10 protein-coding genes are annotated in these 14263 nt (G+C 61.0%); 4 read left to right on the top strand and 6 right to left on the bottom strand.

All coding sequences use genetic code 11. The features are described from left to right. Positions 1 to 106 precede the first annotated feature (106 nt). Entirely contained in the window at positions 107 to 349 is a 243-nt protein-coding gene (locus tag LOC68_RS16910) for a hypothetical protein (RefSeq protein WP_230220903.1), read from the top strand. Here LOC68_RS16910 and LOC68_RS16905 read toward each other — a convergent pair. The 3 genes from LOC68_RS16905 to LOC68_RS16895 all read right to left on the bottom strand — a co-directional run bounded on the left by LOC68_RS16905 (position 304) and on the right by LOC68_RS16895 (position 2842). Further along, positions 304 to 720 carry a hypothetical protein gene (locus tag LOC68_RS16905; RefSeq protein ID WP_230220901.1) on the bottom strand — a complete coding sequence of 139 codons (417 nt, stop codon included), beginning with the start codon at positions 718 to 720 and terminating at the stop codon, positions 304 to 306. The genes LOC68_RS16910 and LOC68_RS16905 overlap by 46 nt on opposite strands. 52 nt (positions 721 to 772) lie before the next feature. Next, positions 773 to 1063 (bottom strand): hypothetical protein, encoded by a 291-nt coding sequence (locus LOC68_RS16900; RefSeq protein ID WP_230220899.1) that lies wholly within the window; start codon positions 1061 to 1063, stop codon positions 773 to 775. A 216-nt stretch (positions 1064 to 1279) separates the two neighbouring features. Beyond that, positions 1280 to 2842 carry an outer membrane protein assembly factor BamB family protein gene (locus LOC68_RS16895; RefSeq protein ID WP_230220897.1) on the bottom strand — a complete coding sequence of 521 codons (1563 nt, stop codon included), beginning with the start codon at positions 2840 to 2842 and terminating at the stop codon, positions 1280 to 1282. Positions 2843 to 3223: 381 nt separating this feature from the next. Here LOC68_RS16895 and LOC68_RS16890 point away from each other — a divergent pair, with 381 nt between their 5' ends. Beyond that, a complete protein-coding gene (locus tag LOC68_RS16890) occupies positions 3224 to 7231 on the top strand; it encodes a hypothetical protein (protein ID WP_230220895.1) in 4008 nt (1335 codons plus the stop codon). A gap of 90 nt (positions 7232 to 7321) precedes the next feature. Here the strand turns inward: LOC68_RS16890 and LOC68_RS16885 are convergent, their stop codons facing one another. The 3 genes from LOC68_RS16885 to LOC68_RS16875 all read right to left on the bottom strand — a co-directional run bounded on the left by LOC68_RS16885 (position 7322) and on the right by LOC68_RS16875 (position 11371). After that, the gene (locus LOC68_RS16885; protein ID WP_230220894.1) at positions 7322 to 8767 is read right to left on the bottom strand and encodes a hypothetical protein; all 1446 of its coding nucleotides are present in this window, start codon (positions 8765 to 8767) and stop codon (positions 7322 to 7324) included. A gap of 334 nt (positions 8768 to 9101) precedes the next feature. Next, positions 9102 to 10967: a M56 family metallopeptidase gene (locus LOC68_RS16880; RefSeq protein WP_230220892.1), complete on the bottom strand. Its 1866-nt coding sequence runs from the start codon at positions 10965 to 10967 to the stop codon at positions 9102 to 9104. Continuing rightward, positions 10967 to 11371 (bottom strand): BlaI/MecI/CopY family transcriptional regulator, encoded by a 405-nt coding sequence (locus tag LOC68_RS16875; RefSeq protein WP_230220890.1) that lies wholly within the window; start codon positions 11369 to 11371, stop codon positions 10967 to 10969. The genes LOC68_RS16880 and LOC68_RS16875 overlap by 1 nt, the downstream gene beginning before the upstream one ends. 198 nt (positions 11372 to 11569) lie before the next feature. Between LOC68_RS16875 and LOC68_RS16870 the strand changes: the two genes are divergently transcribed. Together LOC68_RS16870 and LOC68_RS16865 are read left to right on the top strand one after the other, a co-directional pair. After that, positions 11570 to 12862: a lamin tail domain-containing protein gene (locus LOC68_RS16870; protein ID WP_230220888.1), complete on the top strand. Its 1293-nt coding sequence runs from the start codon at positions 11570 to 11572 to the stop codon at positions 12860 to 12862. Positions 12863 to 13359: 497 nt separating this feature from the next. Continuing rightward, positions 13360 to 14263: AAA family ATPase (locus tag LOC68_RS16865; protein WP_230220886.1), on the top strand; the 904-nt coding region annotated here is incomplete at its 3' end.

Below are 14263 nucleotides of genomic sequence, written 5' to 3'. Positions count from 1 at the left end.
TGGCGGGTTCTCGAATATCGCCCGTTTCGGGGATAGTCGTTGGCAGATTTGACGCTTAAATAAGAACTTCCTCCTCTCATCCATCTCGCCGAAGGAACTCTTCCCCTTGTCCCGCCAATTCATTGAATTCCGCGAGATTCAGCCAGCCTCCTCGCGTATCTCTCGCCTGGTCACGACATTAAAAGAAATCCATCGCAAGAAGCAGAGCCGGTTCTCCGTGTTGCAGTCGCTTTGGCGCCGGAACCAGACGCCGCGATCCAAGCCGAAGCGGAAGCTCGCCGAGATCGACGTCGTCTTCGCGCGTCAAACGCGACAGTCGTCGACCGCCGAAGTGAGCCACTTCGAATAGTCGACGTCGCGGATGCTCCAGGTCGCGTCCGATGAGCGGATCGCGAGCATCTCGACCTGGTCATGCAGCTTCAGCGGAAACTTGCGCTGCGCGATCCGATATCGCTCAAACGAGATCGCCACCTTCAGCAGTTCCCGCTTCGCCTTGATCGCCAATTGCTTCCGGTTGGGCTGATCGATCGGCTGGGCCGACCGACAAGGAGTGAAAATGTCGATCGCCGCCGCATCGCGGCCAGGATTGCAGTTGCAGTAGAGCGGCAGCCGCCGCGGTTGGCTCACTCGCGGGCGTAGCGTCACGTTCTTGGCCGCCGTCGTCCCGACGACGCCTGACAGGATGACGAGACTTGCGAGACAGATCATCTGATTTCGCACCGGCGGCTCCTTTCGCATCAGCAACAAGAAAGAGGCTCTCCGCTTCGTATTGCTACAAATGGGTATTCGCCGGCCAGGCGTCGAGATTGGCGAAAATCGGGATGCGATTCGAGGAGAATGGAACACGGACGCCACGGCAAGAACCGCGGATGAACACGGTAAGAGAAAGAGAGCGCGGCGCGCAATAGTAGCCCGAAGCGCAAGCGAGGGAAATGCGGCAGGAAGAAAGGCGAATGGCGGAAAACCAAAAGCGGCCAAGAAGCAAATCACTAGCCCGCAGCGCAAGCAAGGGAATGCGGCCGAAAGAAGGGAACGCTGGAAAAAGAGAAAAATGAACGAGCATTTCGCCCCCTCGCCAGTCATGGCTCAAGCGGAAGCGCTATGCTGAACCGTTCCCCTTTCTTACCGCGTTCATCCGCGGCTCCTGCCGTGGCCTCCGTGTACTATTTCCTAAGCGGTCAAGAAACGAAAAACGCCGGCATGCTGGCCGGCGTTTCTGTCCGATTGGGGCAGCTCGTCGCAACATGGCTGTCGCTTCGCGCCGCCCCAAAGTTGTGCGTTAGTTTCCGAACGGGTTATCCATCGCGCCGCCGAACGGATTGCTCCCGCCGCCGCCAAACGGATCGCTTCCGCCGGCATCGTTGGAATCGTTGTTTCCACCGGCTCCGCCGCCGAACGGATTGCCGCCGCCAAACGGATCGGCTCCGCCCCCAAAGGGATCGCTGTCGGCCGGCTTGGTCGTTTCTTCCATCGGCTTCTCCGGCTTCTTCTCTTCGTCTTCCGGTTGGGCCGCTTCTTCTTCGCCGGTCTTCATCGGGATATGAACGGCCGGGAATTCCTTGCCGGTCTCCTGCAAGACGTAGAGGACGCCTGACAAGGTGCCGAGAATGATGCGATCGGTTTCCAGATTGCTGTAGAAGTAATTGAATTCGCGGACGCTCAACTGCCCCATCAAGGCCCCGGTCGCGAGTTCCAGCTTGAGTAGACGCTGATTGTTGTCGAGCACGTAAATGTATTCGGAGCTGGCCGACAGGAACTGACGCACGCCGGGGACGTACCATTTTTCTTCGCCGGTATAGGCGTCGACCGCATGCATGCCGCCGCGTTGCAAAATGATGAAAGCCGTTTTATCAATGGCCGGGACCGAATCGATGATCGGCTCGCCGAACGAACGACGCCATTCGATGCGGCCGTCCCGTTGATAGATGCAGTAGACGTAGCCGCTGGTCGTGGCGAAGAAGTTCAGGCTCGGCGCCAGATGGGTCGTCGACGCGATCACTTCGCCGGTCGCTTCGATCCGGTAGCGGAACTTGTCGTCAAACGAATTGCCGGCATAGACGAAACCACGATTGGTCGGCCACATGACCGTCGCTTCGGTGATCGTCGGGTTGGCGAAAATCTGGCCGTACGACTGGAAGCGGCCGACCGGCTTCGTCGCGTCGTTCAGGTCGAAGATTTCGACGATGCCGTTCATCAGCGGCGCGTAGATGTGACCTTCGCCGATCACGGCGCCGGTGGTCGGAGCGCTGCTCAGATTACGTTTCCAGTAGAGCTCGCCGTTTTCACGATGCAGCACGTACAGCGTCAGTCCATTGACCGTCGCAACGTACTTCGCGTCGGCCGAAGCTTTCTGCGACGGATAGAACGGCTGACCCGGCAACTGCGACCAGAGCTTGCGTCCCGTCTGACCATCCAGCGCGGTCAGCACGCCGGAAGTGCTTTGAGCGAGAAACAGGACCTGCGGAACATGGTGTTCGATCAGTTCCGGCTTTTCCTTCGTCTGATCCAACCGCGCGATGAATTGATCGGCCTTCGCTTTGGCGCCTTCGTCGCCGAGCGGCTTGCCGAATGGATTCAGATCGCGTGACGAGAACATCGTCGAACGCCCCTGATAGACCACCTCGAAGATGGTCTGCATGTCGTCCGGGCTGATCGCCTGAGAGAGCGAACTGAGCTTGGCGCCTTGGGCCCCGATCGGCAGTTGCGTCGACCAGGTCTTTTGCAGCCCCAATTGCTGGAGTCGAGCGTCGTCGAGCACGGCGCGACCTTGGGCCAGCGCGGCGGACGAGATCGTCAGCATCAGAAGGAGAACGGCGATATTGCGGGAAAAACGGAGCGTCATCGAAATCCTCAGAAGTGAGTCGAGAACGTCAGATCGAGAGTTGGGAAAAGCAGTCTCTATCATAGTCAACGCTCCCAGGCGAAGCGCGGATAAAGTGTGAAATATAGGGTAGTTAAGTCACGGAAAAGGAGCCAACTTTTCACCTCGTTCTCTAGAGTGGGAGGTGGGCGAAACGCCTACAAGTCCTGAATTTTCAAGCAGTTACGAACTGCCGCCCCGCCTACGCGGATTGTCTGTCGCCTAGACCATCTGCCTGGGTCTTCCTAGGATGAAGGGTTTACGGCTCGAAAAGCCGTTTTGGCGCCAATTGGGCGCCCACCTCCTGTGCGATTCCCCGCACGAAATAGCCTTGTACGCCGGTCCAGACCAGAACGGAACCTCATGCCCTCGTTGAGCCAATTCTCGACTCAAATCGAAAAAACGCTGGGCTATCTCAACTTCTCTTCCGGCGCCTACGATCCGAAATTCGCTGCCGCGCTGAACGAGTTGTTCGCCGCCGTGGCGCCAGGAGAACCTCGCTCGCGCCCCACTTGGGCTCGCTTGGGCGATCTGTTGCGGGAAGAACTGTCCCGTCTAGCCGGCAATTCTCCCGCTTTCGCCGACGCCGAACAGGCGTCCGGCGTTCTTAATTGCTTATTTGGCAACGTTTTACCGGGCTACCTCGAGTTCCATCGCGACCTCCTGTTCCACCAGGTCGACGAAGCGATCTTCCTCCCCTTCTTCCTGGTCCGCGCCGCCGAGGCGACCTTGCAGCAAGGGGGACCGTGGGACGAAGTGGAACGCGTTCGCGCTGGCGCGATCAACCAACTGAACGACTACATCGGCCACCGTCCGATCGCCGCTCTCCAATCGCGGCGGATGCGTCCTTACGATCATGAGTATTGTCGCCCGGTCCCGATCTTCCTGGCCGGCGCCGGCGTCTCGATCGGTCGCTATTACCGCGTGACGACCAAGGCGCTCGAGCTGATCCAAGCGACCAGCCCCGACATTCTGCAGGACGCCTGCTTCGATCCCGACATGTTGGAAGAGCTGGCGTTCGATCCTCGCGCCTACGACTTCGACCATCCGGTCAACAAACGACCGAACTACCAGTTCGGCCAATGGGATCCCGACCACATCGACACCTCGGGACGCTACCGCCGCTTCATCGTGCAGCAAGTGACGCTCGACGCCCTCATGCGACGGGTCGAAGAAGGTCAGGAAGCCCCGCTCGAAGAGTTGGAAGTCGAAGCGGCCGCCGTCTTGGCCGGCGTAATCCTGATGGGCGCCGGGATCTCGGGCCGCGGACCCGATTCGTACGCTTCCGACATCACCCTCGCCAAGTTGTTGCCGCAGATCGCCAGCTACCGTGATCGGTTCTATGCCGAACTGGTCAACAAGATCCCCGGCGAACATGGCGAGCGTCTCCAGCAAGAGGCGATCGTTCGCCGGCAACCGTTCGGCGCCGCCCGCCAACATCTCAACGGCGTCCTCAGCCAACGCCGCGCTCGCCAACTGGCGCACGTCCACCTGGCCCAACTCTTCGCGCGGATGGGTTATCCCGAAGAGGCCGGCAACCAGGTCGACGTCGTACCGACCGCTTCGGCCCGCATGAGCTGCCGGATCGTCTGTTTCGTCACCCTCTCGAATCAAGCGGTCGATCGCCGCGAACTCGCGCCGGCGATTGAATACGTCGACAAGATCATCGACCGACTTCATCGCGGCATCGCCTGCGGCGCTTTGGTCGATCCGTGGAACATCCTCGGCTTCGAGGCGCAGTTCAGCCTCTTCCCATCGATCGAAAACAGCGTCCGCGATCATCGCGTCGACGACCTGTTGCAGATGATCGAAATCATCATGAACCTGATGTCTCGCATCTGGAGCGAAGCGGCGGCGATCAACGACGCCGACGCCGCCGCCCAGATCGAGAAGCGGTTCTCGACCTTTTCGGAGTGGTGGGGAAAATTCGCCGCGCACGAAGTTTCGGCGGTCGAAGCGATCAACGCCGCCGAAGCGTTCGACGCCGCTCAGCACGTCGCGTCGGCCTTGCGACTTTGGCACCAAGGTGGCGCCGCGACCGGCGACGTCGGTTTCTGGGCGCCCCACGCGGCGATGTTCGACTCGCCGAAAGCGTACGCGCTGGTGATCGAAGCGCTGCTGGAGCGAAACGACTTTGTCGCGGCTCTTTCGCTGCTGATTCACTGGCTCGAACGAGCCGATCACGTCCCGCTGCAACTCGGCGAGGCCTCCTTCTTTCCGCTGGCCCGCGAGTGGATGCGGCGGATGCGCGGCACCGAGACTTCGCCGGAGAAGCGGTGGGCGCTCGCTTGCCGCATGCTCGACTTCCTGGAAGCGAACGCCGGCGCCTATTGGAGTCCGCCGTCGTGGCTCTCCGGCAAGCAGAACGGCAACGGCAACGACCTGGCCGCTCTCTTCGCCGAACCGCATGGCGATGACGAAGATCTGTACGGCGCCGCCTACGAAGAAGTGACCTACGTCGACAGCACCGACGATGGAGTCGAGGGAGACGTCCAAGGGGGCGACTCGGCCGCCCAGGAAAGCAAAGAAGAGCTGCACGCCGAATCGCGCCGCGTCAATTTGCGGCTCCTCTTCCTGGAATGCATCGCGCGGCTTTGGCGCCTGACCGCGATGGAAGCGGCGTCGCAACCGCCGAGCCAGCAAGTTGGCGAACGCCTGATCGAAATGCGCGAGCGGTCCGTCTCGAATCTGGGCGGCCTGTTGCAATTGCTCGCGTCGGTCCACAAATACCAACTCCCCCGCCCTGCCGGCGATCATCAATCGATGGTCGACTTCGACCGTCAGCGGGCGATCAAAGAGTTCGTGCTGGAACGGACGATCATCACCGCCGCCGCCGCCGCCTCCTCCGCGCGACTGCTGGAAGCGGCCGCCATGCGGAGCATGGAAGGAACGTCGCAAGCCGAGATTACCTTCGGGCAGCAATTGCCGCCGGAACTGGCCGACGAACATCGCCAAGGAGTGCTCGTCCTGACGTCGCTGTTGGCCGACCGCGTTGGCGAGAACGGCGACCCCTGGTACGAATTCATCGAAGCCCTCACCTCCAAGCCGCTCCTCTACATCCCGATCGGCAAAGGGGGAGCGCCGGGACAGATCGTCGCCGCTCGCGTTCGCCAAGGCGCCATTCGGGAACTGCTCGCCTGGCTGCCGCGACTCGGCTTGTTCGAGCGCTCGCGACAACTGCTCGAAACGGCCCGAGCGATGGAACGGGACAACCCGGTCGGCCCGAGCGCCGTGACCGAGTTCGATTCGCTGTTTGAAACCGCCTACACGTCGCTGGTGAGCGCCCTTTCCGACTCGTCGAAGCAATGGAAGGCAGGCTCCAAGAGCGAAAAGAAGACGCGGACCGTCGAGACCGAACTGGTCGAGTGCCTGGAGCAGATCACGCAACACATGCTGATCGTCTGGCTCCACCATAGCCGGACGTTGCGGCTATCGGCGGTCGAGAAGTTCCAAGACGAACCGCGCTGGACGCAGATCAAAACGTTTATCGAGAACTACGGCGGCGATCTCTTCACGCAGTACTTCTTCAACCGCGGCAACATTCGCTCGATCCTGCACCAAGGGGTCAACGTCTGGATCGAACGGATCCGGAGCGAAATGCCGGAGGAAGAATGGCCCGCCTTCGTCACGGCGATCCAAGACGAACGCGATCATCGCCGCGCCGTCGAATGCATCACGATGACGCTGGAAGCGGTGCTGGAGAACTACCCCGAATACCGCGACTACAACAGCACCACTACGCAAAGCGATCGCGGCGAACTCCTGTACATGTTCCTCGACTTCCTCCGCCTGCAAACGATGTACGAGCGGATTGAGTGGAACCTGAAGCCGGTCGTCTTGGCGCATGAGATTCTCGTTCGCCGCGGACATGCCGAAGCGGCCCAGCTCTGGCGTCGCGCGCTCGCCGAACGGATTGGGGACGAAGCGAACAAGTTCGTCGCTCAGCTCGGCGAACTGCAACAGAAGTACTCGATGCGAATGCCGACGATCGCCGACCGCATCCATCAACGCTTTTTGCAGCCGTTGGCGGTCGATCGGGTCTGCTCGCTGGTCGAACAGGCGATGGAAGAAGCGGGCGGCGATTCCCACACCGCGTTTGAACTGCTCCGCAAAGAAGCGGACGTCCTGGTCGAAGAGCCGAGCGGCGTCGGTCTCGACGTTCCGGCGTGGCTGGTCGCGCTGGAAGCGGAAGTGATGAAGATCGAACGACGTCGGCACTTCGGCGGCGACGACGAAGAGCAGGAAGCCCTCTTCATTCCGCAAAAGACGCTCGACATCGAACATCTCCACGATCAGATCGATCCGTGGCAAACCTCGCTGACCGCTTCCGACGACGACGAGGAAGAGTTGGAAGAGGACGAAAACGAGTAGCAAGAAATAAACGAAGCCGAGCAACGCGTCGCTCGGCTTCGTCGGATCCCATCACGGGCCAGGACAGTTTTTCTGTTCGCAGGTCAGCGACTATTCGGCGTCGACCGCGGCGATTTGCGGCTCGGCGGCCGGAGCGTCGTTGATGCCGTCGCCGTTGGTGTCGAGGACGAAACCTTCGCGGGTTTGACCTTCGACTTCGGTGCGACGTTCTCCGCCACGCTGACGACCTTCGCCGTCACGCGGGCCACGAGGGCCAGCTTCCGGACGTTCGCCGTCACGCGGGCCACGAGGACCAGCTTCCGGACGTTCGCCGTCACGCGGACCACGAGGACCAGCTTCCGGGCGTTCGCCGTCACGCGGGCCACGGGGACCAGCTTCCGGACGTTCGCCGTCGCGAGGACCACGAGCGATCGGGCCACGCTGGCCATCCATTCCTTCAAAGCCGCGACCTGGGAAGCCGCCGCCGAAACCGCCTCGCATCATCGGACCGCGAGGACCGGTGAAGTCGGGACGACCGGGGCCATCCTTCTTCGGTTCGTCTTTCTTCGGCTCTTCCTTTTTCGCTTCCGGCTTCTTGTCCGACTTCAGCGCGTTTTCGAGGCGAGCGACCTTTTGCTTCAGCGAAGCGTTCTCCGCCATCAAGCGACGGATCGCCACGGCCGGTTCCTTAATACCTTCCGGCATTTCCGGCACAGCGCGTTCCGGTTTCTTCGCTTCGTCCGACTTCTTCATTTCCGGCTTGCCATGACCCGGGCCGAAACCGCCGCGTCCCGGTCCACCATGCATCGGGCCAAAGCCGCGGTGCATCGCCATGCCGTGACCAGGGCCAAAGCCGCCCCGTCCCGGACCGCCGTGCATTTGACGACCGTGCATCTGGCCGCCATGCATCGGGCCGAAACCGCGACCCATCGCCATGCCATGACCGCCCCAAGCCGGGCCACCTTTCATCGGGCCAAAGCCGCGGTGCATCGCCATGCCGTGACCAGGGCCAAAGCCGCCACGTCCCGGACCGCCGTGCATTTGACGACCATGCATTGGGCCGCCGTGCATCGGGCCGAAACCGCGACCCATCGCCATGCCATGGCCGCGTCCATGACCGCCCCAAGCCGGGCCACCCTTCATCGGGCCGAAGCCGCGATGCGTCGCCATGCCGCCGCGACCGGGACCACGATGTTCGCCATGGCCTTTCGCTTTATCGCCATGTTCGCCGCGCGGGCCATGCATGCCATGACCGCCTGGGCCGCCGCGATGCTCCGCTTTGTCTTTGTCTTTGCCCTTGTCGCCATGTTCGCTGCGCGGGCCGCGATCGCCGGGCTTGCCGTGACCGCGATGTTCACCTTTCTCTTTGTCCCCATGTTCCTTCTCGCCGCGAGCCGGCGGCTTGAAGTCGACTTGATAGTCTTGCAGCATCAGCTCTTCGGCCGTCAGCGGAGCGACGGGGGCTTCATCGGCCAGCGCCAAAGACGACAAACCAAGCGTGCCGAACAGACAGGCCCCAGCGGCGATCGCATGACGCGACAGAGGGGCGATTCGCACGTACCAATCCATAACTAACTCAACTCCAGTGATAAATCTTGAACCGCGCAACCAGGTTCAAAAACGCTTCGCGCGGACCGGTAAGCGGGAGCCGCATCGTGGCGACAATCGAGCGATCGCCAGGGCTCCTTCCTCTTCCGTAGATATCCGCCTTGTAATCGATCTAACCAGGCGCGGCCGAGAAAGTTTCGCGAAGAGAGTTGCGTATCGTCCTTAATTTCTCTTTAGAATCGATTGCTATCAAGCTTTCGTCGCCACTAATCAGCGCACGAAAAAAGCCGAGGCAAACTGCACTCGGCTACGGTGAATTTCCATCGTCTTCATGGACGACGATTTACTCAGCGTCCAACCGTGGGGCCGGCGCCGCATCCCCTTCACGAGGACCTTCCGGACGCGGACGATCACTGTCACGCGCACCTTCCGGACGCGGACGATCCCCTTCACGCGCACCTTCCGGACGCGGGCGATCCCCTTCACGCGCACCTTCCGGACGCGGACGATCTCCGTCACGCGCACCTTCCGGACGCGGGCGATCCCCTTCACGCGCACCTTCCGGACGCGGACGGTCGCCATCACGCGCACCTTCCGGACGCGGGCGATCTCCGTCACGCGCACCTTCCGGACGCGGGCGATCCCCTTCACGCGCACCTTCCGGACGCGGGCGATCTCCTTCACGCATGCCTTCCGGACGTGGGCGATCGCCGCCGCGCAGACCTTCTGGACGGGGACGATCCCCTTCACGCATCGGAACCCCTTCCAGTTCGTTGATGCGACGTTGCAGACGTTCCATGTGAACGCGAAGCATCTGCATCTCTTCCCGCAGCAGATGAATCATCTCTTGCTGCGATCGGGGCGCCATATCGCCTTCACGACGAGCGGGACGGTCTCCCTCTCCTTCGCGACGCGGCGGCGGTCCGAAATCGCCTTCACGGCGCGGCGGGGGACCAAAGTCTCCTTCCCGACGCGGCGGCATTCCAGCCTCTCCTTCACGACGCGGCGCGCCGGTGTAGAAATCTCGATCTCCTTCGCGGCGCGGCGGACGAACGAAGTCGCGATCGCCATGGGCGGGAGGTCCAAAACCAAATTCGCCTCCATCACGAGGACGTTCTCCTTCGCGGGGCGCGGCCGCTTCGTCTTCGGCCATCACGCGAGGAGAAGAGAGCATCGCAACGGCGACCCACAGGCCGACCGGGACGACCAACAAAGCCAAACCGACCGGCAGCAATCGGCCTGATTCACGGCCGAGCGGAATGCCCAGCGCATGCCGAACGCGCTTCAACAGATTCATCGTGCGATCTCCTAAGAATGGGGCGGCGAGCACGGCGGCGGCGGGTTCAAATTGCCGACGTGCGACAAGTTCTAATGATTGGGCGTATTGCACGCGGCGGCCGGTGGCGAGGATCGCCAGCTCATCGCAGCAGAATTCGCGTTCGACGCGAACTTGCCGCGAGATATACCAAACCGCCGGATGATAGAAGAACAACGTTTCGATCACGCGCTGCGCTGCGTTGACCCACAGATCGCCGCGGCGAACATGCGCCAGCTCATGCGCGATCACCGCTTCCAACACGTCCGGCGACAGCTCGGTCAGCCACGCGGTCGGCAACAGGATCATCGGCTGCAGCACGCCGACCGTCATCGCTTCGCCAATTCGCGAGCTGACGCCGATCGCCGGCGTAACGATGAATTCCATGCGGCGACTGATCTGATCGGCGATGTTTTGAATCGAACGCTCCAGCCGCGAGCCTTCGCTCCGCAGCCAAACGGTCGCCGCATACGCGACCAGCAAGCGTCCGCCGAACAGGACGATTCCCAACAGCCAGACGAACAGCAGGATCGGCTGAAACTGGTAGATCAGATCGACTCCCAGCGACGAATCGGCCTCGACCGTCGTCGCGACCTCTTCGACCGCCGCAGCGGTGAGCAGACCGGTCTCGTCAATCACTTCGGCCACTTCGGCGACGGCCGGTTCTTCGCTGACGGCCGGCGATTGCTGCGGAGAGACGCACGCGGTCACAAAGGGACATGCGAGCATCACCGCCAGGGCGGCGACCCCGGCGTTATAGCGCGTCTCGGGCCGGGTCGAAAATCGCATTACCGCGACCCAGACCAGCCAGATGAGCGCCCCTTGCCACACAAAGTGAACCAGCGCCATCGTCAGCTGAAAATAAATCGGGTTGGAGAGAGGCTCCCAAAACATTAACCATCTCCTGGCGCCTGGTCGGTATCTTCGTACTGCTCCAAGGTGCGTCGAATCGCGTCCAGCTCTTCACTCGAAGGTTTCGATTCTTCCAACAAGTGGGCGACCAGGCTGCTGGCCGATCCGCCGAACGCACGACCGAGCACGTCGTGCAGAATGCCTCCCAACGTTTTATCACGAGTCCGCTTCGCCTCGTAGATAAATGCGCGCCCTTCCGGCTTGCGTAACAGCAGACCTTTGTCGGCCATCACGTTCATCAAACTCATGACCGACGTGTAAGCCCGCGGTCGAGTTTGATTCAGTTCGTTCATCACGTCCCGAACGGTAGACGGTCCGCGATCCCAGAGAATCTTCAGCACCTCCAGCTCACCCGCTGTAGGCGTCGTCTGCTTTGGTCTTGGCATATCGTGCTTGCCCCTCACTTAGTCCAATGGCCCATTTATTCTACGGGTCAAACCGTAGGCCGCAACGGAGAAAACCGTAGAAAATGCAATGACTCGGATTTAACCCAGGCTTAATGGTAGAGTTTCGTACAATCTAATAGATCGTGCGATCCCTATTACGTTAAGTTGCGGGTTTAAAAAACTGCCAAAGGATGCCGAATGCGGATCAGTTCCCTGCTAATTGCCCTAAGTCTTTTGTGCACTGGCGCTTGCACGCCGGCCGCCGCCGATATTATTCAAGTCGGCTCCTGGAACATTGAATGGCTCGGCAAGCCGGAAATGCGCAATTCGCCGCCGCAGAAACCGGAAGACCTCGCCGCCGAGATCGAAACTGCCGGCGTCGACGTGCTAGCACTTCAAGAGATTTGTGACGATTACCCCGAGCATGACCGGCTCGGCAACAAGACGCTCGATCAAGTCGTCGCCCTCTTGAATCGCCGCAAAGGGAACGATTGGAAGTACGAACTCTTCCCCAAACGGGACGTCTACGCCGAAGCGCAACTGACCGGCGTCGCTTGGAATGAAGCGCGCGTCAAACGGGTCGGCGGCGCGATGCGGATCGAGCCGGTCGATCTGCTCGGCGACAACTACTACACATGGGATCGGCAACCGCACGCGGCGAAGTTCTCGGCCGGCGAAGGGAAGACCGACTTCGTCATCATCCCGCTCCACATGAAATCGAACTACGGTTCTTCGACCAGCGAGATGGCCAAACATCGCGCCGCCGAAGCGAGCGCCCTGATCGTCGAGCTTCCCAAAATTAAGAAGACGTTCGGCGACGACGACATCATCCTGATCGGCGACACCAACATGCTGTCGGCCAAAGAAGAAGGAGAAAAGAAATTCGTCGGGGCCGGCTTCCGCGATCTGAACGCGGAAGATCAAAACACCCACGTCAAAGACGCCCCGTTTGATCGCGTCTTCGTTCCCAAAGATCAAAAAGAGTTCGCCAACTCGCGCGAGGTCGTTCACACCGCCAAGAATAGTCGCGACTACGAGCGCAAACTCTCGGACCATTATCTGATTTCGTTCCAGATCCTGGTCGGCGCCGATGACGACGACGGAGGCGCTCCGCCGGCCGCGTCGGTCGCTCCGCAAATGCCGCGGCCCAGCCCCCAAAAGTCGACCGACTTGCAGATCCTCGCCGTTCTCCCCGATCCTTACTCGCAAGACGACGGCAAAGAGGCGGTCGTGCTGGCCAGCAGTTCGACCCGCGCCCTCTCGCTCGACGGTTGGAAACTGCTAGATGACGATGGAGGCGAAATCAAACTTTCCGGCGAGATCCCTCCCTGCTCGGTGATCACGATTCACAACCCCGGCCAAAGCTGGCTCAGCAACAGCGGCGACGAACTCCGCCTGGTCGACCCGCAAGGCACGATCATCGACGACGTTAGCTATACCCGCGACGACGTCGCCCCCGGCAAGTACGTCACCAACCTGAAACGCCGCTAAGCCACACGCTTCACTAGCCCGCCGCGCCCAATAGTAGCCCGAAGCGCAAGCGAGGGAAATGCGGCCGCAAAGAACAGCGGAAAGCGGAGAGCCGAAAGCGGACAAGAAGCAAAACACTAGCCCAAGGCGCAAGCCGAGGGTATGCGGCCGCAAGTCCAGGTTGGGTGCGTCTGGACGCACCACGAACCTGCCGCACCGCCGGTTTCGCACCTCGCGTGGCAACGCAACTCTGCGACGCCGTTGCGTTACCACGCGATGACAAATCGACATCGTTCGGCGCCTCTTGGTGCGTCCCGACGCACCCTACCCAGAGCAACTTTCTCACTTGCAAAACGCACTGGCGTTTTGTATACTACACCCCTCAAGATGCGGGCGTCTGATCAACCGCCCAGCGTCCCTTTTTCTCTCCGCCTCGAGATCGGACCGAGGCCTCTTTTTTCCAAAGCGCGAAACTCTCGCCGGGATGGCCGTGCGCGCTTGTTTGAGGAAAACGCCAAATGCGAAAGGCCCGAATTCGGCGCCTCGGCGCCCTGCTGCGCGCGAAGCAAAAGAAGACAAGCAAACAGGCCGATAGCACCGCGGCCCACGAAGAGCTCATCGAAGCCCAATGGCTCGCCTGCATGATGATGTACCCCGAACGGCTCAGCGAGGACGCCCTCCCGCTGCAAGTCTTTCGCGTGCCATGTCATCGCGACATCTACTCGGCCCTCCTCGGTCTGCACCTCACTGGCGACGAAGATCGAGACGACCAGCAGCTGCTCGCCGACCTCCTCACCTACGGCTACGACAAGCTGACCGCGTCGGCGCTAATTCAAGCGGTGATACATTCCGGCGGCGACATGAACAACATTGCCGACTACGCAGCGGCCTTACGAAAACGACTGACGCCGGAGCCGGTCGAGTTGCCGCCCGATGGCGAAATCGTGCGACTCGAATTGGGCGGCGGCAGTTCGTTTCGCACGCTGACCACGGAAGAACTCTTCGCCGAACAGAAGCCGCGCGAGTGGCTGATTGCCAACTTTCTTACGCGTAACGAACCGGCGGTCCTCGTCGGCCCGAGCAAAACACTGAAGAGCTCGCTCGCGGTAGATCTTTGTGCGGCGCTCGCCAGCGGCGGCAAATTCCTCGGTCATTTCGCCGCGGAAAAACCACTGCGAGTCGGCTTCGCGTGCAGTAGCCATCAACAGCGAGCGCTGACCGATCTTACGCAGCGGTGGGGCGAAGCTCGGCAAGCGGCGCCAAGTCGAAACAATCTGATGTGGATGCTCACCACCGACGATCCAGCCGATCCCGAGACCTTGGGAAAACTCCGTGATTGGATCACAAAGCACGAGTTGGACGTGGTGGTGATCGATGCGATTCGCTTAAGTTCGACTGGTAAACGCAAACAAGCCGAAGCGT

This window comes from Blastopirellula sediminis (assembly GCF_020966755.1).
GTDB lineage: Bacteria > Planctomycetota > Planctomycetia > Pirellulales > Pirellulaceae > Blastopirellula > Blastopirellula sediminis.
Note: the sequence above shows the minus strand (reverse complement) of the source record. Positions and strands in the feature narration are given on the sequence as shown.